General features: G+C 69.2%; 20 protein-coding genes. 14 read left to right on the forward strand and 6 right to left on the reverse strand.

What is annotated here, in order from left to right; translation table 11 throughout:
- Positions 1–138 precede the first annotated feature (138 nt).
- Genes M2351_RS15320 through M2351_RS15375 form a run of 12 tightly spaced genes read left to right on the forward strand, consistent with a single transcriptional unit; the run spans position 139 to position 11,249 of the window.
- Positions 139–534 carry a response regulator transcription factor gene (locus M2351_RS15320; protein WP_264656980.1) on the forward strand — a complete coding sequence of 132 codons (396 nt, stop codon included), beginning with the start codon at positions 139–141 and terminating at the stop codon, positions 532–534.
- Positions 534–1,172 carry a chemotaxis protein CheC gene (locus tag M2351_RS15325; RefSeq protein WP_264656981.1) on the forward strand — a complete coding sequence of 213 codons (639 nt, stop codon included), beginning with the start codon at positions 534–536 and terminating at the stop codon, positions 1,170–1,172. Before M2351_RS15320 ends, M2351_RS15325 begins: the two co-directional genes overlap by 1 nt.
- Before the next feature lie 39 nt (positions 1,173–1,211).
- Positions 1,212–3,182 carry a methyl-accepting chemotaxis protein gene (locus tag M2351_RS15330; RefSeq protein ID WP_264656982.1) on the forward strand — a complete coding sequence of 657 codons (1,971 nt, stop codon included), beginning with the start codon at positions 1,212–1,214 and terminating at the stop codon, positions 3,180–3,182.
- Positions 3,183–3,204: 22 nt separating this feature from the next.
- Positions 3,205–4,761, forward strand: coding sequence for a chemotaxis protein CheW (locus M2351_RS15335; RefSeq protein WP_264656983.1), 1,557 nt, complete (start codon positions 3,205–3,207; stop codon positions 4,759–4,761).
- A gap of 3 nt (positions 4,762–4,764) precedes the next feature.
- A complete protein-coding gene (gene cheB / locus M2351_RS15340) occupies positions 4,765–5,877 on the forward strand; it encodes a chemotaxis-specific protein-glutamate methyltransferase CheB (protein ID WP_264656984.1) in 1,113 nt (370 codons plus the stop codon).
- Between the two features lie 36 nt (positions 5,878–5,913).
- Complete coding sequence (locus tag M2351_RS15345; protein ID WP_264656985.1) at positions 5,914–6,525, forward strand: HEAT repeat domain-containing protein; 612 nt, start codon at positions 5,914–5,916, stop codon at positions 6,523–6,525.
- A 12-nt stretch (positions 6,526–6,537) separates the two neighbouring features.
- Entirely contained in the window at positions 6,538–7,395 is an 858-nt protein-coding gene (locus M2351_RS15350; protein ID WP_264656986.1) for a CheR family methyltransferase, read from the forward strand.
- An 11-nt stretch (positions 7,396–7,406) separates the two neighbouring features.
- A complete protein-coding gene (locus tag M2351_RS15355; RefSeq protein ID WP_264656987.1) occupies positions 7,407–7,826 on the forward strand; it encodes a response regulator in 420 nt (139 codons plus the stop codon).
- Positions 7,823–10,024 (forward strand): chemotaxis protein CheA, encoded by a 2,202-nt coding sequence (locus M2351_RS15360; RefSeq protein WP_264656988.1) that lies wholly within the window; start codon positions 7,823–7,825, stop codon positions 10,022–10,024. The genes M2351_RS15355 and M2351_RS15360 overlap by 4 nt, the downstream gene beginning before the upstream one ends.
- Positions 10,024–10,272: a hypothetical protein gene (locus M2351_RS15365; RefSeq protein ID WP_264656989.1), complete on the forward strand. Its 249-nt coding sequence runs from the start codon at positions 10,024–10,026 to the stop codon at positions 10,270–10,272. The genes M2351_RS15360 and M2351_RS15365 overlap by 1 nt, the downstream gene beginning before the upstream one ends.
- 54 nt (positions 10,273–10,326) lie before the next feature.
- Positions 10,327–10,770 (forward strand): type II RES/Xre toxin-antitoxin system antitoxin, encoded by a 444-nt coding sequence (gene parS, locus M2351_RS15370; RefSeq protein WP_264656990.1) that lies wholly within the window; start codon positions 10,327–10,329, stop codon positions 10,768–10,770.
- Complete coding sequence (locus tag M2351_RS15375; protein ID WP_264656991.1) at positions 10,767–11,249, forward strand: RES family NAD+ phosphorylase; 483 nt, start codon at positions 10,767–10,769, stop codon at positions 11,247–11,249. Before parS ends, M2351_RS15375 begins: the two co-directional genes overlap by 4 nt.
- Here M2351_RS15375 and M2351_RS15380 read toward each other — a convergent pair.
- From M2351_RS15380 to M2351_RS15400, 5 genes are all read right to left on the reverse strand, one after another.
- The gene (locus M2351_RS15380; RefSeq protein ID WP_264656992.1) at positions 11,242–11,640 is read right to left on the reverse strand and encodes a response regulator; all 399 of its coding nucleotides are present in this window, start codon (positions 11,638–11,640) and stop codon (positions 11,242–11,244) included. The two genes, M2351_RS15375 and M2351_RS15380, sit on opposite strands and share 8 nt — an antisense overlap.
- Complete coding sequence (locus M2351_RS15385) at positions 11,637–13,505, reverse strand: sensor histidine kinase (protein WP_264656993.1); 1,869 nt, start codon at positions 13,503–13,505, stop codon at positions 11,637–11,639. The genes M2351_RS15380 and M2351_RS15385 overlap by 4 nt, the downstream gene beginning before the upstream one ends.
- Positions 13,486–14,127, reverse strand: coding sequence for a chemotaxis protein CheC (locus M2351_RS15390; protein WP_264656994.1), 642 nt, complete (start codon positions 14,125–14,127; stop codon positions 13,486–13,488). The genes M2351_RS15385 and M2351_RS15390 overlap by 20 nt, the downstream gene beginning before the upstream one ends.
- A gap of 392 nt (positions 14,128–14,519) precedes the next feature.
- Complete coding sequence (gene argE / locus M2351_RS15395) at positions 14,520–15,671, reverse strand: acetylornithine deacetylase (protein WP_264656995.1); 1,152 nt, start codon at positions 15,669–15,671, stop codon at positions 14,520–14,522.
- A 187-nt stretch (positions 15,672–15,858) separates the two neighbouring features.
- A complete protein-coding gene (locus M2351_RS15400; RefSeq protein ID WP_264656996.1) occupies positions 15,859–16,206 on the reverse strand; it encodes a hypothetical protein in 348 nt (115 codons plus the stop codon).
- Between the two features lie 332 nt (positions 16,207–16,538).
- Between M2351_RS15400 and M2351_RS15405 the strand changes: the two genes are divergently transcribed.
- Positions 16,539–17,123, forward strand: coding sequence for a DUF2934 domain-containing protein (locus M2351_RS15405; protein ID WP_264656997.1), 585 nt, complete (start codon positions 16,539–16,541; stop codon positions 17,121–17,123).
- Between the two features lie 63 nt (positions 17,124–17,186).
- On the opposite strand, the gene M2351_RS15410 is transcribed toward M2351_RS15405, so the two are convergent.
- Positions 17,187–18,479 carry a family 4 glycosyl hydrolase gene (locus tag M2351_RS15410; RefSeq protein ID WP_264656998.1) on the reverse strand — a complete coding sequence of 431 codons (1,293 nt, stop codon included), beginning with the start codon at positions 18,477–18,479 and terminating at the stop codon, positions 17,187–17,189.
- 174 nt (positions 18,480–18,653) lie between these two features.
- Between M2351_RS15410 and M2351_RS15415 the strand changes: the two genes are divergently transcribed.
- Positions 18,654–19,985, forward strand: coding sequence for a GH1 family beta-glucosidase (locus M2351_RS15415; RefSeq protein ID WP_264656999.1), 1,332 nt, complete (start codon positions 18,654–18,656; stop codon positions 19,983–19,985).
- Positions 19,986–20,021 lie beyond the last annotated feature (36 nt).

Raw genomic sequence — 20,021 nt, forward strand, 5'->3', positions numbered from 1 at the left:
TCCGCCACGGCGCGCTTGGTCCGGCCTCGAACCGCAAAGGGGAGGGTCCTACGCGGGAATCCGTGCTGGCGTGCGCCGTAGCCGCGGTTATAATCGGCACAAGTTTCGAAAATTTGTCCCCTCTCCGGAGCCCAGGCTTTGAGCAAGACCGTAATCGTCGTCGACGATAGCAAGCTGTCCCGCATGCACGTCCGCGGCATAATACTTCGGAACAAGCCGGATTGGACGGTCGTGGAGGCCGCGAACAGCGCGGAGCTCTACGAAAAACTGGACGAAAGTGATATCCGGATCGCCATAATCGATTTTAATATGCCGGGCGACAATGGGCTGGAGGCCGCCGCCCGCCTGCGCGAGAAGCGGCCCGACATCCACATCGCCATCATCACCGCGAACGGCCAGGACGCCGTCGTGTCCGGCATCCGCGCGCTTGGGGCGGCCTTCATGCCGAAGCCGCTGGACGAGGAGCAGGTGGCGCGGTTCCTGGCGGTGTCCGATTTGCCGCGCCGGCAATCCTCCGCCGACAAGGCGGGCTGATGCTGCAGCGACTGGACGAGTTGGAACGGGACGCCCTGGCGGAACTGGGCAACATCGGTGTCGGCAAGGCCTCCACCGCGCTCAGCCGCATGGTCGGCGGCACCGTGCTGGTCTCCGTCCCGAACGTGGAGATCGTGCCGGGCGACCGGCTGGTCGCCGCGCTCGAACAAGCGCTGCCGGGACCGCTGGTCGCCGTGTCGGAATGCCTGTCCGGGACCTTCCGCGGTTCCGCTATCCTCCTCCTGCCGGAGCGCAGCAGCCTGCCGCTCGCCAGCGCGGCGCTGCCTCCGGACGTGCCGAAGGAGGACGCGCAGGAGCTTGAGGCCGAAGCCCTCGCGGAGGTCGGCAACATCGTGCTGAACAGCTGCCTGTCGCTGATGGCGAACCTGTTGGGGACCGGCATCGGCACGACGCTGCCGTCCATTCTGCGCGGCCCGGTGGCGCGGGTGCTGGAGGGGTGCGGCGTCGAGACCGGCGCCGAGACGTCGGCCATCCTGTTCCAGGTGACCTTCCGGCTGGAGTCGCAGGACCCCGCCGGGGCGATCGTGGGCGGGGAGATCGTGCTGGCGCTGGACGCCGAATCCAGCGCCGAGCTGAAGGCCATCATCGGGCGCTACATCGGGCGCATCCTGAACTAACCAACAAACTCCGGCTCACGGGGCGAGGGGCAAGGCATCATGGCACTGGTCAAGAAGAAGCAGATCGACACGGCGCGCACCGTCCGCGACGTGGAGCCGGAGAACGGCAGCGGTATCGTTGCGGACGTTCCCGTTCTCGATGCCGCCACGGCCGATCCAGCCGATCGCCGCGCCGCCGAGGCGCGGCGGCGGGCCCGCGCGGGCAGCCGCCGGCGCAAGGCGGCGGAGGGCATCGCCGCTGCGTCGAACGAACTGGCCAGCGGCGTGGCCCAGGCCGCTGCCGCCGCCGAGGAATTGCGCAAGGCCATGGAGCAGGTCGCCGCCGGTGCGGAGGAGGCGGCCAGCGCCACCCAGCAGTCGCAGCGGATGATCGACCGCGCCGCCCTGTTGATCGGCAAGGCGCGCGGGAACGCGGAATCGGCGCTCGCCCGCGTCGAGGTCCTGCAGACGCTGGTCAAGGACGTCAGCGCCCAGATCCTGGGATCCGTGGAAGGGCTCGTCCGCGCCGCCGCCCGGCAGGAAGTCGCCGTCGCCTTGGTCCGCGACCTGGAACGGCAAGCGGGGCAGATCGGCACCATCGTCGGCGGCGTGGCCGCCATGGCCGATCAGACCAACCTGCTGGCCCTGAACGCCGCCATCGAGGCAGCCCGCGCGGGCGACGCCGGCAAGGGCTTCGCGGTGATCGCCGACGAGGTCCAGGCGCTCGCCGAACGGTCGGAACGGTCGGCTAACGACATCCAGCGGATGGTCGTCCAGATCCAGGACGCCGTCGGGGCCATCGTGTCGGGCATCGTGGCGTCCGCGGACGCCGCCAAGGCCGAGGTCGCGCGCGGCCGGACCATCGCGGCGCAGCTCGACCGCGTGCGCGGCGACATGGGCGCCATCGCCCGCGGTGCGCAGGAGACGATCAAGGCGGCCATCGAGGCCGACGTCGCCACCCGCGAGGCGCAGCGGGGGGCCGAGAACATCGCGTCCGCCGCGGAGGAGCAGGCCGCCGCCAGCGAGGAGGCGCTGAAGACCGTCGGCCAGCAGGCCGAGGCGCTGGCGCAGAGCGGGCAGGCCGCCGGCCAGCTGTCGGAACTGGCGGACGACCTGTCCGGCACCACCGACGTGCGCCGGGCCGCGACGGAGCTGGCCTCCTCCGCGGAGGAACTGTCGGCTTCGATCGAGGAGATCAACCGCGCCGCCGCCCAGATCATGGCGGCGATTTCCCAGATCGCCCGCGGAGCGCAGACCCAGGGAGCGGCGACGCAGCAGTCGAGCGCCGCCATCGCCGAGGTCGAGGCCAGCGCCCGGCTGAGCCAGAACCGCGCCGAGGACGCGCTCCAGCGCTGCGGCGCCATGGAAAGCCTGCTGGGCGAGACGCAGGCCATGGTCGGCGCGCTCGCCGCCGGGGTGCGGCAGACGGTGGACGCCAACCGCGGCACGGTGGAGCGGATCGGGGACCTGGAGCAGGTCGGCCGGCGCATCGATAAGGTGGTGGACGCCATCTCCATCATCGCCATCCAGACCGGCATGCTGGCGGTCAGCGGCTCCATCGAGGCGGCCCGCGCCGGGGAGTTCGGGCGCGGCTTCACCGTCGTCAGCACCGACATCCGCAACCTCGCCCGCGACAGTTCGGAAAACGTGGAGCAGGTGAAGGACATCGTCCGAACGATCCAGGACCAGATCGGCCGCGTGCGCCGCGACATCGAGGAGATCAGCGGCGCCGCCGAGCAGGAGGCCACGCGCCACCTAGAATTCGCGGCCAGCCTCGCCTCCGCGGTGGGGGAACTGCGCACCGTGACCGATGGCAGCCGCGAGATCATGGAAAGCGCCGCGGAGGTCCAGCGCGCCGTCGCCGAGACGCAGAAGGGCGTGGAGCAGATCGCCGCCGCCGCGACCCAGGCCGGGCTGTCCGCCAACGAGGCGGCGAAGGCCGCGCGCGAGCAGGCCAAGGGGGCGGAGGAACTGGCCGCCGCCATCGAGGAGATCGCGGCCATGGCGGACGAACTGCAGGGGGCCGGCTGACGGCCCGCCGGGGAGACGGCCCATGGCGGCGATCATGAGGAAGGACGGAACGCGTCCCTTCGTCACCTTCGTTCTCGGCGAACTGGCCCTGGCCATCCCGATGGACGAGGTGCTGGAGGTCCTGCGCCCGCCGGAGGTGGTGCGGGTTCCGCTGGGGCCGGCGAGCCTGGAGGGGCTGGCGCGGCGCCGGGGCGTGGTGCTGCCGGTCATCGGCCTGCGGCGTATCCTGGGCCTGGATGGCCCGGACGGTGATGGCGCAGACGGCGATGGTGCGGACAGGGGCAGCCGCTTGCTGGTGGTTCGCCATCGCGGCCAGCCGGTCGGCCTGCTGGTCGACCGCATGACCGGCCTGTCCAGCGTGGGGGACGAGCGGATCGCCGCTGTGGACGAGGCCGCGGGGGCCGACATCGACGGGGCGTTCCTGGCCGGCGTGATCCGCGCGAGCGCGGAGCAGGCCGGGGCGCTGATTCTCGACACCGGTCCGGTGATCGAGCGGCAGTTCGCGGATCTCGGCCGTGTCGGCGGCGGGGGACTGGCCCTGGGCGAGGCGCCGCGGCCGGCGTCTCCGGCCGGGGAGGTCGTGGACGAGGAACGGCTGGTCGTGTTCGACGTCGCCGGGCAGGACTTCGCGCTGCCTGTCGCCGCGGTCCAGGAGATCGTCGGGTTCCCCGACACGGTGACCCGCGTGCCGCGCGCCCGTGCGCATCTGCTGGGTGTGACCAGCTTGCGCGACACGCTGCTGCCGCTGGTCGGCCTGCGGGAACTTTTCCAGCTGGCGGAGGGTGGGGAGGACGGTTGCGGGGCACGGGTGGTGGTGGTCCGGACGCCGGAGGGGCTGGTCGGCGTGGTGGTCGACGGGGTGCGTGAAATTTTGCGGATTTCGCGTGGGCGGATCGACCCCGTTCCGGCGTTGTTGGCGCGGGAAGCGGAATTCGAAGACGTCGCCGGCATTGCCCGGGCGGACGGCGGCCGCTTGATCTCGGTCCTGTCGGCAGACCGCCTGTTCCGCCATGGAGCGGCGCTCGGCACCGGCGCGCGGGGAGTGGGCATGGAGCGTAAAGACGGGGAGCGTAAGGACGGTGCGGCCACGGTGCGGACGGAGGCCTTCGTGGTCTTCCGGCTGGCCGGCGCCGAATACGGGCTGCCGGTCGCGGCGGTGCAGGAGGTGCTGCGCCGGCCGGACGCGCCGACGCCGCTGCCGAATGCGCCCGACTTCGTGCGGGGCGTGATGCCCCTGCGCGGCGGTGTGCTGCCGCTGATCGACCAGCGCCGCCTGCTCCGCCTGCCTGCAGGCGGGGAGGGCGCGCAGGCGCGGGTGGTCGTCATCGCCGCCGGTGCTGCGCGGGCGGGGCTGCTGGTGGATGGCATGACCGGGATCGTCAACGTGCCGGTGGATCGCATCGACGCGGCCCCGGTCGTGTCCCAGGCGCAAAGCCGGCTCATCCGGCGCGTCGCCGCGCTGGACGACGCGTCCCTTGGGCAAGGGGCGGCCGCGGAGGGCCGCCGCATGATCCTGCTGATGGATCCGCAAGAACTGCTGGACATGGACCAGCTGACCGCCCTCCTCGCCGTGGCCTGATCGATGCCCCGAGTTCTGGTCGTTGACGATTCCATCCTGATGCGCCGGCGCATTGCGGGCATCCTGTCGGACGCCGGCTTCACCGTGGAGACCGCCGCCGACGGGGTCGAGGCGCTGGCGCGCGTGGCCGAGTTCGACCCGGACGTGGTCACGCTGGACGTGACCATGCCGGGCATGGACGGGCTGACCTGCCTGAAGCGCATCATGGTCGAACGGCCGAAGCCGGTGGTCATGGTCTCCGCCCTGACCGCGGAGGGGGCTGACGTGACCTTGGAGGCGCTGCGGCTGGGCGCGGTGGAGGCTGTGCAGAAGCCGTCCGGCTTCGGCGCCATCGGCCGCATCGCCGAGGAGCTTGTCGACACGGTGCGTGCCGCCGCGTCGTCCCGCCCGCGCCGGGTGCAGGGACTGCGCGAGCGCCTGCGCCTCGCCCGCTCCCTGATCGCGGGGGAGGACTTCGCCGCTGAGCCGGCGTCCCCGGCCCCGGCCAGCGTTGTGCCGCCCGATTCCGGAACCGGCCTTATACTGGTGGGCGTGTCGACCGGCGGGCCCAGCACGTTGGAAGACATCCTGCCCGCCCTACCCGGCGATTTCCCCTGGCCGGTGCTGGTGGCCCAGCACATGCCCGCCAACTTCACCGGGGCGCTCGCCCGGCGGTTGGACCAGATCTGCGACCTGTCGGTCGTCGAGGCCGCGTTGCCGACACCGCTGGAGCCGGGCACAGTCTGCATCGCGCGGGGCGGGGCCGACCTCCAGGTCGTCCGCCGCGGCGGCCGGCTGATGGCCCAGCCCGTGCCCATGGCGGAGGAGCGGAGCTGGCATCCCAATGTGGACCGGATGGTCGAAAGCGCGATGCGCGCCCTGCCCGCGACCCGGCTGGTCGGGGTCCTGCTAACCGGCATGGGCTACGACGGTGCCGCCGCCATGGCCGAACTGCGCCGGCGGGGCGGTCGCACCATCGCGGAGTCGGAGGAGAGCGCCGTGGTGTTCGGCATGCCGCAGGAACTGATCCGCCGCGGCGGGGCGGAAGTAACCCTGCCGTCCGACCGCATCGCGCAGCACCTCGTGCGGTGGATGAGGGAACTGTCCCCGGCGGGCCACCGTGGCCCGAAGGTCTGAACGCGAAACGCGTTGTACTGATAAGGATTTCGGATCATGGCCCTGGTGAAACCGCGCAAGCCGGTGGAACCGATTCCGGCGGAGGACGGCGGCGACCCCCTGCTGCGGCTGGAGGATGCCGATCCGGTGCGGCGGCGCGCGGCGGCCCACGCGCTGGGCGGCCGCGCCGACGCCGTGGACGCGCTCGCCAGGCGATTGCCGCGGGAGGAGGACCCCAGCGCGCGGGAGGCGCTGCTGACCGCGCTGGTGCTCACGGGGACCGCGGAGGCGGCGCGCTCGATCCTGCCGCTGCTGGCGAGCGAGGATGTCGGCCTGCGCAACGGTGTGATCGAAAGCCTTCAGCAGATGCCGGCGGCCGTGGTGATGCCGGAGGCCGCACCGCTGCTGCGGTCGGACGACACCGACCTGCGCATCTTCGCAGTGCAGCTTGTCGGCCGTCTGGCCCACCCGGACCGGGTGCCGTTGCTGATCGGCGTGCTGGAGCGGGATCCGGAGGTGAATGTCTGCCTCGCCGCGGTGGAGGCGCTGATGGAGATCGGCCGGCCGGACGCCCTGCCGGCGCTGGAACGGCTCGCCGTGCGCTTCCCGGATGACCCGTTCGTCGCCTTTTCCGTCGATGCGGCGCGCCGCCTCTTTTCCGGGCCGTGAATGTCCGATCGAATGTCCGATCCTGCCGATAACAACGACGCGGGACTGAGCCCGGCGGACTATGAGACCTTCTGCACCTACTTGCGGGAGCGGACGGGCCTGTCCTTCACCGAGGCCAAGCGCTACTACGTGGACCGCCGCGTGGCCGAGCGCATGGCCGCGGTCGGCGCGGAAAGCTTCCGCGACTACCTGAACCTTCTGCGGTTCCAGGCGTCGGGCGAGGAGCTGCAACTCCTCGTCAACGTGATGACCGTCAACGAGACCTACTTCTTCCGCGAGAAGTACCAGCTCGACTGCCTGGTCAACTCCGCGCTGGACGAGGTGGTGCGCGCGCGCCGGCCCGGTTCCCGCGTGCGCATCTGGTCGGCCGGCTGCGCCACGGGGGAGGAGCCCTACTCGATCGCCATCATGCTGCTGGAATACTGGAAGCGGGTGGACGAGTTCGAGATCGAGCTGTACGCCTCCGACATCGACAGCCGCGTGCTCTCCCGCGCGCGCGAGGGCATCTACGAGGAACGTGCGCTTCACGCGGTTCCTAAGGAATTGGTGGCTAAGTACTTCACACAGCTCGATTCCCGCCGCTGGCAGATCATGGAGGAGCTGCGGGAATCCATCGACTTCTCGCTGGTGAACATCGCCGACCCGAAGCAGGTGGCCGCATTCCATTCGTTCGACGTGATCTTCTGCCGCAACCTGCTGATCTATTTCGACGACCTGGGCCGGCGGCAGGCGGCGGCGATGTTCTACGAGGCGCTGTCGCCCTGCGGCTTCATCGCGCTGGGCCATTCGGAAAGCATGAGCCGCATGTCGTCGCTTTTTGTGCCGCGCCGCTTTCCAGACGCTATTCTGTACCAGAAGCCCCAGACATAAGGAGGCCGGCGGTGAGGGACCTAGGGGATAACGACAGACGCCGCGTGCTGGTCGTGGACGATGCGGCCACCGTGCGCGCCTACAGCCGGAAGGTGCTGGAGGCCGACGGATTTGTGGTGGACGAGGCGGTCAACGGCATCGACGGGCTGGAGCACGCGCTCGCCAACCCGCCGGACCTGCTGATCGTCGACATCAACATGCAGAAGATGGACGGCTACGCCATGCTCCGCCGCCTGCGGCAGGAGCCCGCGCTGCGCGACGTGCCCGCCGTCATGATCAGCACCGAATCCAAGGACAGCGACCGGGAGAACGCCCTGCTCGCCGGGGCCAACTGGTACTTCATCAAGCCGGTGCGCCCCGACGACCTGACCGTGGCGGCCCGCCTGCTGACCGGGCGGGGCACGGACCAATCCGGAGGCCAAAGCTCATGAACGAGCTGTTCGACCAGTTCGTCCTTGAGGCGCGCGACCTTCTGGACGCCGCCGGGGCCAGCCTGCTGCGGCTGGAACGCGATCCGGCGGACTCCGCCGCCATCAACGACCTGTTCCGCGCCCTGCACACCCTGAAGGGTGCCACCGGCCTGTTCGACATGGCGCCCTTCACGCGGCTCGTCCACGCCGGCGAGGATGCCCTGATGTCGGTGCGGGAAGGGCGGGCGGCGATCAGCGGTGACCTCGCGGACCGGCTGCTGCAACTGCTGGATCTCGGGGCGGCCTGGGTCGACCGGCTGGAGGCGGAGCAGGTCCTGCCGAACGGCGCCGAAGCCATGGCGCGCGAGCATGAGACCCTGCTGCGGGCCGCCCTGGGCGGGACGGACGCAGGCGACGCCGCTCAGGACGCCGCCTTCGCTTGGGTGGAGGACCTGCCCGCGGCGGAGGGGGAGCGGCTGGGCGGCCGGACCGTGACGGCGGTCACCTACGAGCCCAACGCGGACTGCTTCTTCAGCGGCGACGATCCGCTGGATCTGTGCCGGCGGATTCCCGACCTGCTGCATCTGAGCGTCGAGCCGGTCGGGCCCTGGCCGTCCCTGGCGGAGTTGGATCCCTACCGCTGCGCGTTGCGCTTCCGGGCGCTCAGCGGCGCGGCGAAGCCGGAGGTGGAGCGGCTGTTCCGCAGCGTGCCGGACCAAGTGCGCATCGTCACCGTCAAGGCCAAGCCACGCGCCGCGGAGCCGCCGCCGAAAGGCGGCGTGGAGGAGCTTGCGGGCGCGATGCTGCGCGAACAGGGGCGCATCCTGGCCCTCGGCGGCAGCGCGGCCGAGATCGAAGGGCGACAAGGCGCGGTCGTCCGGGCAGTGCGCAACATCCTGACCGCGCTCGGCCGCGACAGCGATGTTGCGGCACTGGAGCGTGCGGCGAGCAACCCGGAGGGGTTGCGCCGCTTCGTGGAAGGGCTGACGGAAGCCCCCGCGGCACCGGTTGCCGACGTTCCGGCGCTGACCCCGGCGGTTGCGCCGGCTGGCCGCCGTGCCCTTCGGGTCGACGCCGAGCGCATGGATCGGCTGATGGCGCTGGTCGGTGAACTGGTCGTGGCCAAGAGCCGACTGCCTTACCTCGCCCGCGAGGCGCAGGAGGGGCAGCGCGCCGACACCCTGGCGCAGGGAATCAAGGAGGCTCAGGGGCAGATCGATTCCATCGTCGCGGAGTTGCAGGACGCCGTGCTGCGCCTGCGTGTGCTGCCGCTGTCCCGCGTGTTCGAGCCGCTTCCCAGACTGGTGCGCGAGGCGGCCCGGCGGCTCGGCAAATCGGTGGAACTGGAGCTGTCCGGCGCGGAGACGGAAGCCGACAAGGACGTCCTGGACATCCTGGGCGAGCCGCTGCTGCACCTCGTCCGCAACAGCCTGGACCATGGCGTCGAGCCCCCGGACGCGCGGCGCGCGGCGGGAAAGCCGCCCGGTGCGGTGATCCGCGTGCGGGCCTTCCAGGATCGCGACGGGGTGGTGGTCGAGGTGTCGGACGATGGCGCGGGCATCGACGCGGACGCCGTCCGCCGCAAGGCGGTGGAGCGCGGCCAGATCACGGCCGAGCAAGCGGCGGCGATGGAGGATGCGGACGCCCTGCGGCTGGTGTTCCTGCCGGGGCTCAGCACGGCCGAGGGCGTGACCGACCTGTCGGGCCGCGGCGTCGGCATGGACGCGGTGCGTAACGCGGTGGAACAGGCTGGCGGACGCGTGGAGATCGCCTCCACCCGCGGCGCCGGAACGACCATCCGGTTGGTGTTGCCGGCCACCATGATGATCACCCGCGTGATGGTGGTGGAGGCCGCCGGTGCGCTCTACGGGATCCCGGTCACGCTGGTCTCGGGCATGCAACGCGTGGCCCGCGACGCCATCCGCCGGGTCAAGCACGCGGAAAGCGTGGTCCTGAACGACGCCGTGCTGCCGCTGCTGCGCCTGCGCCGCCTGCTCGGGCAGGCGGAGGATGAGCGCGCGGGGGGCAGCGAGGCGGTGCTGGCCGTCGATCTCGGCGGGCATCGGCTTGCCCTGGTCGTCGATGCCTTCCGCGAACGGGCCGACGTGGTTTTGAAGCCAATGACCGGCGTCCTGGCGCGGCTGCGCGGCTATGCCGGCACGGCGGTGCTCGGCGACGGGCGCCTGCTGCTGGTCCTCAACCTGCGGGAGCTTGTGTGATGCCGATCCGCTTCGAAGGCGAGACCGCCCGCTTCGACGGCGCCTGCACCGTGGACGAGGCCATTCCGCTGGCGGAATGGATGGAGGCGACGGACGCTCCCCGCGTGGACTTGGGAAATTGCACGGGTCTGCACACGGCGCTTCTCCAGGTACTGATGGCCGCGGGCGCGACGGTGGCGGTGGACCCGGAAGACACCTTCCTGAAGACGTGGGTGGCGCCGCTGCTGCGGAATGACCGGTCGTCTTGACGCGCCTGCCGCAAGATGCCACCTTCTAAGCGGCATTTTGTGTAAGAGGGTGCGATGTCGGGCTATGACGCCGCTCTGTCGGACCGCCAACGGGCGCTCACGGCGGTGATCCTCGGTTTGGAAGACGCTCCGGCGGACGAGATGGCGGTGGTGCGTCTGGTGCGCGGTCGGTTGCGAACGCAAGCCATCGGCGCGTTGCAGGCGGCTGGCCTCGACGCGAAGTCCCTGACGCGCATCATTCCCCGCCGCACGCTGGAGCATCGCCGCCAGAAGGGCGAGGCGCTGTCGCTGGAGGAAAGCGAGCGCGCCTATCGGACCGCCAGCATCGTCGCTCTGGCCGAGGCGGTGTTCGGCAACCGTGACAAGGCGCTGGCCTGGCTGAACGCGCCCAAGCCGCGGTTCGACGATGAGGCGCCCATGGACCTCGTCGACACTGAGATCGGCGCCCGCTTGGTCGAGGAAGCGCTGATCCAGATCGACGAAGGCTATTTTGCGTGAGGCTCTGGCGCATCAGCAATCATGCCGACCTGCAGGGCATTGGGGGCTTACGGGCGTCCGCCCGCTGGCACAACCGGGGGCGCCCGATCGTCTATCTGGCCGAATCTCCGCCGGGCGCCCTGATCGAGATCCTGGTGCATCAGGACATTCCGTCGCCGGCGGCGCTCCCGGACCGCTATCGCCTTTTGACGGTGGAGGTGGACGGCGACGTCGTGCCCTCGCCCTGTCCCCCGTTGCCGCCCGACTGGCCGGGACGTTCCGACCGTACGAGAGCCATCGGCGACGCGTGGCTGATGCAGGGCGCCTCGGCCCTGCTGCGGGTGCCCAGCGCCATCATGCCCAACGTCCACAACGTGCTGCTGAATCCGCTTCATCCGGACAGCGCCAAACTGCGCGTCACCGAGGTTAAGGACGTACCTTACGACCCCAGGCTGTTCAAGCTGGTTCCAAGCCGGGCGGACGAAGGGGGCGTCAGCTGAACAGTTCCATGGTGTCTGGGGTCTTCTCCGGCGTCCGGCCGTCGAGGATGGCGCGGACGACCTCCACGGCGGCGGTCAGGGTGGCTTGGGAGAAGGGCTTGGGCAGGCAGCCGATGCCGTATTCGCGGCTGGGCTCGACCTCTTCGCGGTAGGACGTGACGAAGAGGCAGGCGATGCCGTCCGCGGTCATCTGACGGGCGGCGTCGATGCCGCTGGAGCCCTGGGACAGGTGGATGTCCACCAGCGCCAGATCCGGCTTGACCTCGCGCGCAAGGGCGATGGCCTTTTCCGAGGTGGCGGCCGGACCGTGCACCTCGTGCCCGGCCGATTCCAGGTAGAAGGCCTGTTCCATGGCGATCAGGACTTCGTCCTCGACGAGCAGGATCTTCATCCGTTGATCTCCGCCGGACTGTCTTCAAGCATCGTGTTCCGCGGCTCCCCCACGGTCAGCACGATCCGGAAGGAGGTTCCGCGCTCCACGGGCAACCGGCTGACGGTCGCGTCGATCTGGCCCGTGAGGCTGGTGATGAGGCGCATCCCCAGGCTGCGCGTCTTGCGCATGTCGAAACCGTCGGGCAGGCCCGGACCCTGGTCGGACACGATCAGCTCGGCGGCCATCTCAGGGGGGGCGCCGGTCTTGCGCAGTTCCACCAGGATGTTCGCCGGCTCGGCCCCGCGGTGCTTGATGGCGTTCGTGATCAGCTCGTTGGCGATCAGGCCCAGTGGGGCCGCCTGGTCGATCGGCAGGTCGATGCGGTCGGCTTTCACCGCGATGGCGCCCAGCGTGGCGCCGGACGCCCGCGACAGGTCGGTGCACAGCTCGTTGAGGTAGCTGCCGAACTCGATGGTCTGGAACTGCTCGGTCTGGTAGAGGCGGCTGTGCACGCGGGCGATGGCGTCGATGCGCGCCCGGGCGTCCTGGAAATGCGCGCGCTCGGTCGCCCCCGGAAGGCTCATCGTCTGCAGGGTCAGGAGGCTGGAGACGAGCTGGAGGCTGTTCTTCACGCGGTGGTTCACCTCGCGCAGCAACGTGGACTTCTGGCCCACAAGCTTGCGCAGCGTCGCCTCCATCGACTTGATCTCGGTGATGTCGATGTGCATCAGCACCGCACCTCCGAACGGGCCGGCGGCCATCGGGGCGGCCAAGCACCGGTACCAGCGCGGGCCCCCCGCCGACAGGCCGGGATATTCGATCGACACCGGCGCGCCGCCCAGCAGCAGAAGGCCGCGCAGTCCCTCGATCAGGGCGTCGGCGTGCTCCGCCCCGCCGGCCTGGGTCGAGGCGCAGGCCTCCAGGTAGTTGTCGCCGATGATGGAGCCATCGCCGAGGAAGCCGGCGCCCGGCCCGCCCTCTGCCCAGGCTTTGTTGACGGAGATAATGTGGCCGCCGTGGTCGAGCACTGCGATGTGCGCCGGCAGCGCGTCCAGCGTCGCCTTGGTCTGCTCGGCCAGCTGGCGCATGGCCAGCGCGTTGGCCTTCAGCTCCTCGCGGGTGCGGCGGCGCTCGGTGATGTCACGCAGGATGCCGGTGATGAAGCTGCGCCCCTCCGATTCCCAGCGGGCGAGCGAAACCTCCAGGTCGATGCGCGAGCCGTCGCGCCGGCGGCCGATCAACTCGATGGGGGCTTGGCGGTCGACGGCGTCGCGGTCGACCAGGCTGGACCAGTCCGGGGAGCCCTCCGCCAGGACGAGGCTCACGCTCTGCCCGATCAACTCGTTGGGGCGGTACCCGAACTGCTGCGCCGCAGCACCGTTGGCCCATTGCAGGACGCCGCGGGTGTCGGTGGTGACGATCGCGTCGGGGGCCGTGTCCACGATCGCCCGGTAACGGGCGTCGCGCTGCTCGCGCAGGACCCGCTCGCGGTTGACCACCGCGGTCACGTCGGTGACCTGGATCACGCAATAGCGGGCGCCGTTCGCTGTCATCGGGCGGATCAGCACGTTGTGCACCATGCGCCGGCCGTCGGCGCAGCGCAGCGGGAACAGCACCGGGTTCAGGGTGTGCGACAGGACGCTGGGGGCACCGGTGTCCAGCACGTCGCGGATCGCCGTGTGCAGGCGCGAATCGCGAAGTGCCGGAAGCGCGTCCACCAGTTCCTGCCCATGGATCGTCGTCGACGGCACCCCGGAGGCGGCCTCCATCCATCCGTTCCAGAACTGCACGCGGCCATGGCGGTCGAGCACGACGATACCGACGTCGAGCGCGTCCAGAATGCTTTCCTGCCAGGGCAGCCGCTTAACGTCCGTCGGTTCCATGGGGTGTCCCGGAGGCGATGCGTTCAATGAATCCATGGATGAGGCCCTTCAGGGACTCCAGAGACGACAACCCCATCATGAGGGCGATGTAGCCCCGGATGCTGCGGCTGCGGATCAGGAAGTCGATGTAGAGAAACATCACCAACTCGTCGGCGTTCGACGCGCCGTTCTCAAAAATCCGGTCGCTGTCGCCGCGCAGTACGCTCGGCAGCGAGATGTCCAGCCGGTCCTTGAGCGTGTTGGCCATCACGACCAGACAGCCGTTCAGGATGATGTTTCCGATCTCCGCCAGCGCGTCCTGTTCCAGGTCGACGATTTCCTCCAGGCTGAGCGCGCTGCCCAGCACGGCGCGCGCCAGTTCCAGGCTGTTGGTTTCCGGGAAGATCAGCAGCGCCCGCCCCGAGAATGAGCCTTGGAAGGACTGCTCGACGGCGACCAGGCCCGACCGTTCGCGCGTGGCCAGGAAATGAGCGGCATCGGCGCGGCTGACGATCTCCACCGAAGGCACCGACAGCAGCACCTGGTCGGTGACCATCCGGCTGAGATGGGTGGCGGCGCGCCCGACCCCCATGTTCACCAGCTCCGTCAGCGCATCGCGCTCCAGGTCGGTCAGTTCAACCATGCACCGGCGCTCCAAGTCGTCCCGAAATGGTCTGCCCGTACGGGACCGTCCCGCCGCGCCAAGTATCTCGACATTTTGACCAATTTTGGACAGGAAGGCTGTAAAAAATATTCCCGTCAATGGCATATGCCGAATATGGGAGACCTATAGCCATATAGGCGTGGCCCGGTTGTACATGCAACGCGTGTCAGGTTTCATTGGGCTTGCCTTGCCTGTTTACAACGTTTGTGCACGCGTTCTTGTGATGCTCGCCCGGGCCGGAGAGCCTCGCCGGGATGACGGTTGGAAACGGCGGCCGGGACGGGAATGATCCCCAACTCTTCAGGCCAGAACGACGGGACGCCGCCTTGCGCGGATGGGCTGCCGCCATTTCGGCGCAGCCCGCCATGCCATTACGCCGCAAGGCGACCGACGAGATCCTTTATGAACCTTTCGCAGGCGGTGACCTGGGCAACGTCGATGTACTCGTTCGGCTGGTGCGCCTGGTCGATGCTGCCCGGCCCGCACAGGACGGTGGACAGGCCCGCCGCCTGGAACTGCCCGGCTTCCGCGGCGAAGGACACCATGCCGGTGTCGTTGCGACCGGTCAGCGCGTGGCACAGCTGGGCGGCCGTCCCCGCCGGTTCCGGCGCCAGTCCAGGAACGCCGGCCAGCTGCTCGGTGCGGATGTCGCAGTCTGGGCTGATGCGCCGTATCCGCGCCAGCAGCCGGTCGCACTCCGCCGCGAAGCGGTCGCGGTAGCGTGTCCAGTCGTCGCCGGGAAGCGGGCGGATGTCCCACAGGAAGGAACAGTGGCGGGCGGTGATGTTGGGGGCAGTGCCGCCCTCGATCGTGCCGACGTGGAGAGTCGTGAAGGGGGGATCGAAGCCGCAGGTGGGATCGGACGCGGCGATGTTCTCCTCCGCCATGTCGGCGATCAGGGAGACCAGCCGTGCTGCGACCATCACCGCGCTGACGCCGCGGTCGATCTGCGAGGAGTGCACCTCGTGCCCGGTCACCGTCGTCCGCAGCACGTAGCAGCCTTTGTGCGCCAGCACCACGCCCATCGACGTCGGTTCCCCGACGATGACCGCGCTGGGGCGCGGCAACTCCGCGGCCATCCGCTCGATCATCGCGGGCGCGCCGAGGCAGCCGACCTCCTCGTCGTAGGACAGGGCAAGATGCAGGGGGCGCTTCAGCTTGGCCGCCAGCATCTCCGGCAGCAGGGCCAGCGCCACGGCCGGGAAGCTCTTCATGTCGGCGGTGCCGCGCCCGTACAGGCGGCCGTCGCGTTCGTTGAGCGTGAACGGGTCGGTGTCCCAGGGTTGCCCGTCCACCGGCACGACGTCGGTGTGGGCGGAGAGCACGACGCCGCCTTCCTCCGCCGGTCCGATCGTCGCGAACAGGTTGGCCTTGCTGCCGTCCGCGCTGGGGACCACGCGGCTTTCGACGCCGTGTCCGGCAAGATGATCGCGGACCCAGTCGATCAGCGCCATGTTCGACCGGCGCGAAACCGTGTCGAACCCGACCAGCCGGGCAATCATCGCCTTGGAATTTTCATGCACCCTGGAAGATCCGTCCTGGAACCCGATCCGTATTCGAACCGGTGTGATATTCTTTAGACCCTAAACACTGGCCCCTGTACCCCCCTTTGTCAAATGCGACATCCCTGCAGCGCGGAAAACGCCGCAGGGATGTTGCGAATTGCGGGGGCGGGGCAGGAGCGGGGGTAATGGTCCGACGGCCGACGGGTCAGGCGGCTGTCCAGACCTTTTCCGTTAGGACCGTGCGCACCAGGGTCAAGGCGCTTTCCGCGCTCTCCCGCCCGTCGAGCTTGGAGGCCAGCGCCTCGATCTGCGGGGCGGGCATGGTGGAGCGCAGCCGGCGCACGGTGTCGGTCAGGTGGCGCTTGGCGAAGCGCGCTTGGTTGCCCCGTTCGGACAATTCCTGGAAGGCCTGCCGCCGCGTCGCGGCGTCGCGCCCGGCGCTGGCTGCGGACGCCCGCTCGGCCGCCGCCGTTAAGTCGTTGTTCGCTTGAAGATACTTGGTGATCGCCTCGGTGAGGATCCGGTTGGCTTGCATCAAGGGATCAAGGGACATGCGATGGACTCTTTGCCTTTTGTGATGGCGCCGGGTCGGGGCGGCCCAATGCCCAGTTGGTTTGCTGAAAATTAAATTCAGTGAATGCCGATATTCAACCCGGCGAAGTGTCCTATGCGGACCGGGTCGCGATCCCTGGGTGCCGCCTTCGCCCTCCCGACCTACCACGTGTCGCCGCATCTGGAGTGGCGAGAATATAGGACCATATGATTTAAGGAACGGTTTTTTTGTATGCTGTCGTCTGTCACATAGACCGGGAACTCAGCGGCACAGCCGTCGTTTTTCTCAAGCGTCGTGATTTCTGCGGCCAAAGCCCAATTGGAGACTGAAGAATGCAAGGCGATCGCGAGGAACGGATCCGCCGTCGCGCCTACGAGATCTGGGAGCGCGAAGGGCACCCGGAGGGGCGTGGTGAGGCTCATTGGGCGCAGGCTTGCGCCGAAGTCGATGCCGAAGACAAGGCGTCGATCGTCGAAAAGGCGGTCGACGCCGGTGCCAACGTGGTGACCAAGGTGGTGCGCCGCACCAAAAAGGCGGCCACGGAGGCGATCGGGGCCGGCCTGAACGCCGTCGTGGACGTGGTGGAGGAGGCCCTGGCCCCGAAGAAGCCGCGCGCCCGCAAGGCCAAGGACGAGGCGGGCAAGGCCGAAGCGGCCCCGGCACCGGCGGCGGAGCCCGCCAAGCCGGTGGAACCTGCCAAGGCGGCCAAGGCCGGCAAGAAGAGCCAGCTTCCGGTTCCCGAAACCGGCACCCGCGCCCTGGCCAAGACCGAGGACATGGAGAGCGCCGAAAAGACGGTGAAACCGGCGCGCGGCAAGCCCGGCAAGTCGGTGAAGCCGGAGGCCGACAAGCCGGAGGCGGCCGCGAAGCCCCGCCGCAAGTCGGCCGCCGGGCAGAACAGCGAAGTGGCCCATTGAGACGAAAAGCCCCTCTTCCCGCACCGGGAGAGGGGCTTCGTTTATGCCGTCACACGCGCGACGTCATAGGCAGGGCCGGATGTAGGGGCGGTTCGCCTCCCACAGCTCGTCCAGGATCCTGACGGCGGCGTCGGTGGAGTTGACCACCGGGTCGATCAGCAGCGCTTGAAACGCCAACTCCTTCGAGGCATGCACCGCCGCTTCGACGGTAAGCTGCTGCACGCTCGCCTGGACTGCCAGCAGCTTGGCGATCGGGTCGGGCAGGAGCCCCAGGGAGATGGGGTGGACGCCGGCCGCGTCGGCCAGCAGCGGCACCTCCACGGCCAAGTCCGGCGGCAGGTTCGGGATGACCCCCTGGTTGAGGACGATGCCCGATTCGATGAAGCGCTTCTGGTTGTGCAGCACGCCGGCGATCACCTGCACGGCCCGCTCGCCCCAGGACGGCTGGGTCCAGTCGTCGGGGATCGGCGTGGTGCCGGCGATGACGCCGTCCATCAGCCCGTTCAGGATGCCGCGCCCGCGCTCATCCTCGGCAAAGTCGAATCCGTGCTCCCCACCCTCCCAGCCGTAGGGGAGGTATTCGCCCATATGGTCGTCGCTGCAGGTCGGCCACAGGCCGAAGGCGTGGAACATGCGGCGGGTCAGCGGGGTGAAGGCCGGGTCGTGCGTCTTCTCCTTCTCGCGCAGCAGCGGGTAGAGGTCGCGGCCAGTGGCCCGATCCCGGATGTGCATCAGCCATTGGAAATGGTTCAGCCCGGCGCCCCAGATATCCACGTCCTTTTCAGCCATCCCCAGAATCTGGCAGACGAACCAGCGCGCCAGGAAGACGCCGTGGCACAGGCCGAGCGTCTTGACCTTGGTGTGCTTGGCGAGGCCCAGGACAACGCGGCTTTCCGGATTTGACAGGTTGATGAACAGCGCGTCGGGGCACAGCTCCTCCACGTCGCGGGCGAAGTCGAAGATCAGCGGCAGTGTCCGCAGCGTGAAGAACAGTCCGCCGGGGCCGCCGTTCTCGCCCAGCGTGTGGCGGATGCCATGCTTCTTCGGAACCTCGAAATCCAGCTTCCACAGCCGGTTGCGGTCGATGGCGACGGAGTTCACGACGAATTCCGCCCCGGCCAGGGCGGCGCGGCGGTCGGTCGTCTGCTCGATGATGATGCCGGCCCCGCCCTTGGCGTTGAGCACGCGGGCGAGCGCCGCCATGCGCTCCAGCGCGACCGGGTTGGTGTCCACCAGGGTCAGGGTGCTGCCGGACAACTCGCGCGTCGTGAACAGGTCGCGGTACATGCTGAGCCCGAAGGCCGCGCTGCCGGCGCCCAGGAAGACGATTTTGGTGGTTTTGGGTGTTGAGAGCATGGAGCGCCTCCCATCGGCGGGAAGGTGGCCTACCGCCGTGGGGCAAGTATACTCTTGTTAACCCGAAGAGACTATAACCAAAGAACAGAACAAAGGCGGCCGCGCCTTCTGCGCCGCAACATCGCGGGTGCAGCATAACACTTTGGCAGCATGAAATTGTCAGGGAGTCTCGCCATGGCACCCTTTACCTTTCCCCGGGATTTCCTGTGGGGCGCCTCCACCGCCGCCTACCAGATCGAGGGGGCCATCCATGAGGACGGCCGCGGTCCCTGCGTGTGGGACACCTTCACCGCCGCCGGGCGCATCCAGGACGGCAGCAGCGCCGCCGTCGCCTGCGACCATTACCACCGCTGGGCGGAAGACATCGCGCTGCTGAAGGCGGCAGGCTTCAACGCCTACCGATTCTCCATCGCTTGGCCGCGCATCCTGCCCACGGGCACGGGTGCCGTGAACCGGGCGGGGCTGGACTTCTACGACCGGCTGGTGGACGCGGTGCTGGAGGCCGGCATCCGCCCCATGGCCTGCCTGTATCACTGGGACCTGCCGCAGCCGCTGGAGGATCGGGGTGGCTGGCAGGGGCGGGAGATCGTCGGGCCATTTGCCGACTACGCGCGCATCGTCACGGCGCGGTTGGCCGACCGGGTCAAGGACTGGATGATGCTGAACGAGCCCAACGTGGTCGCCACCCACGGCTACGGTACGGGGGAGCATGCGCCCGGCCACAAGCTGGGCGAGGTCGGCATCCTGCGGGCGCTGCACCACCAGAACCTCGCCCAAGGGGCGGCGTTGCGGGCCATCGCGGCGGAGCATTCCGGGCTGACGCTCGGCACCGTCATCAACCTCCAGCCCTGCCGGGCGGAAAGCGACCGTCCGGAGGACGTCGCGGCGGCGGCGCGCTGGGACGCGGTGTGGAACCGCGTGGCGCTGGACGGCGTGATGCGCGGCAAAATCCCCGACCTGATGGCCGAGCGGATGAAGGACTTCGTCCTGCCCGGCGACGAGGAGGCGATCCGCTACCCCATCGACCTGCTGGGCATCAACTATTACTCGCGCATGACCATGAAGCACGAGGCGGGGCACCCGTTCGACGTCTGGTGGGGCGACGCCCATTGCGACCGCTGGACCGCCATGGCTTGGCCGGTGCAGCCCGACGGGCTCTACGACCTGCTGATGGAGTTCAGGCGCGACTACGGCAACCCCGCCGTCTTCGTGGCGGAGAACGGGGCGGCCTACGACGACGTCGTGGGGCCGGACGGAGCGGTCCATGACGCGGAGCGGGTGGCCTTCCTGCGCGACCATGTGGCGGAGGTCGGCCGGGCGCTGCAACAGGGCTGCAACGTCAAGGGCTACCTGTGCTGGAGCCTGCTGGACAACTTCGAATGGGCCTTCGGCCTGAGCAAGCGCTTCGGCATCGTGCGCGTCGATTACGACACGCTGAAACGCACGCCGAAGGACAGCTACCGCTTCCTGAGCGGGGTCGCGAAGAGCGGGCAGCTGCCGGCGTGAGGTCATAGGATGAAGGCACGGGCGGCGGTCCCCGTG

This window comes from Azospirillum canadense, assembly GCF_025961225.1.
GTDB classification, from domain to species: Bacteria; Pseudomonadota; Alphaproteobacteria; order Azospirillales; family Azospirillaceae; genus Azospirillum; species Azospirillum canadense.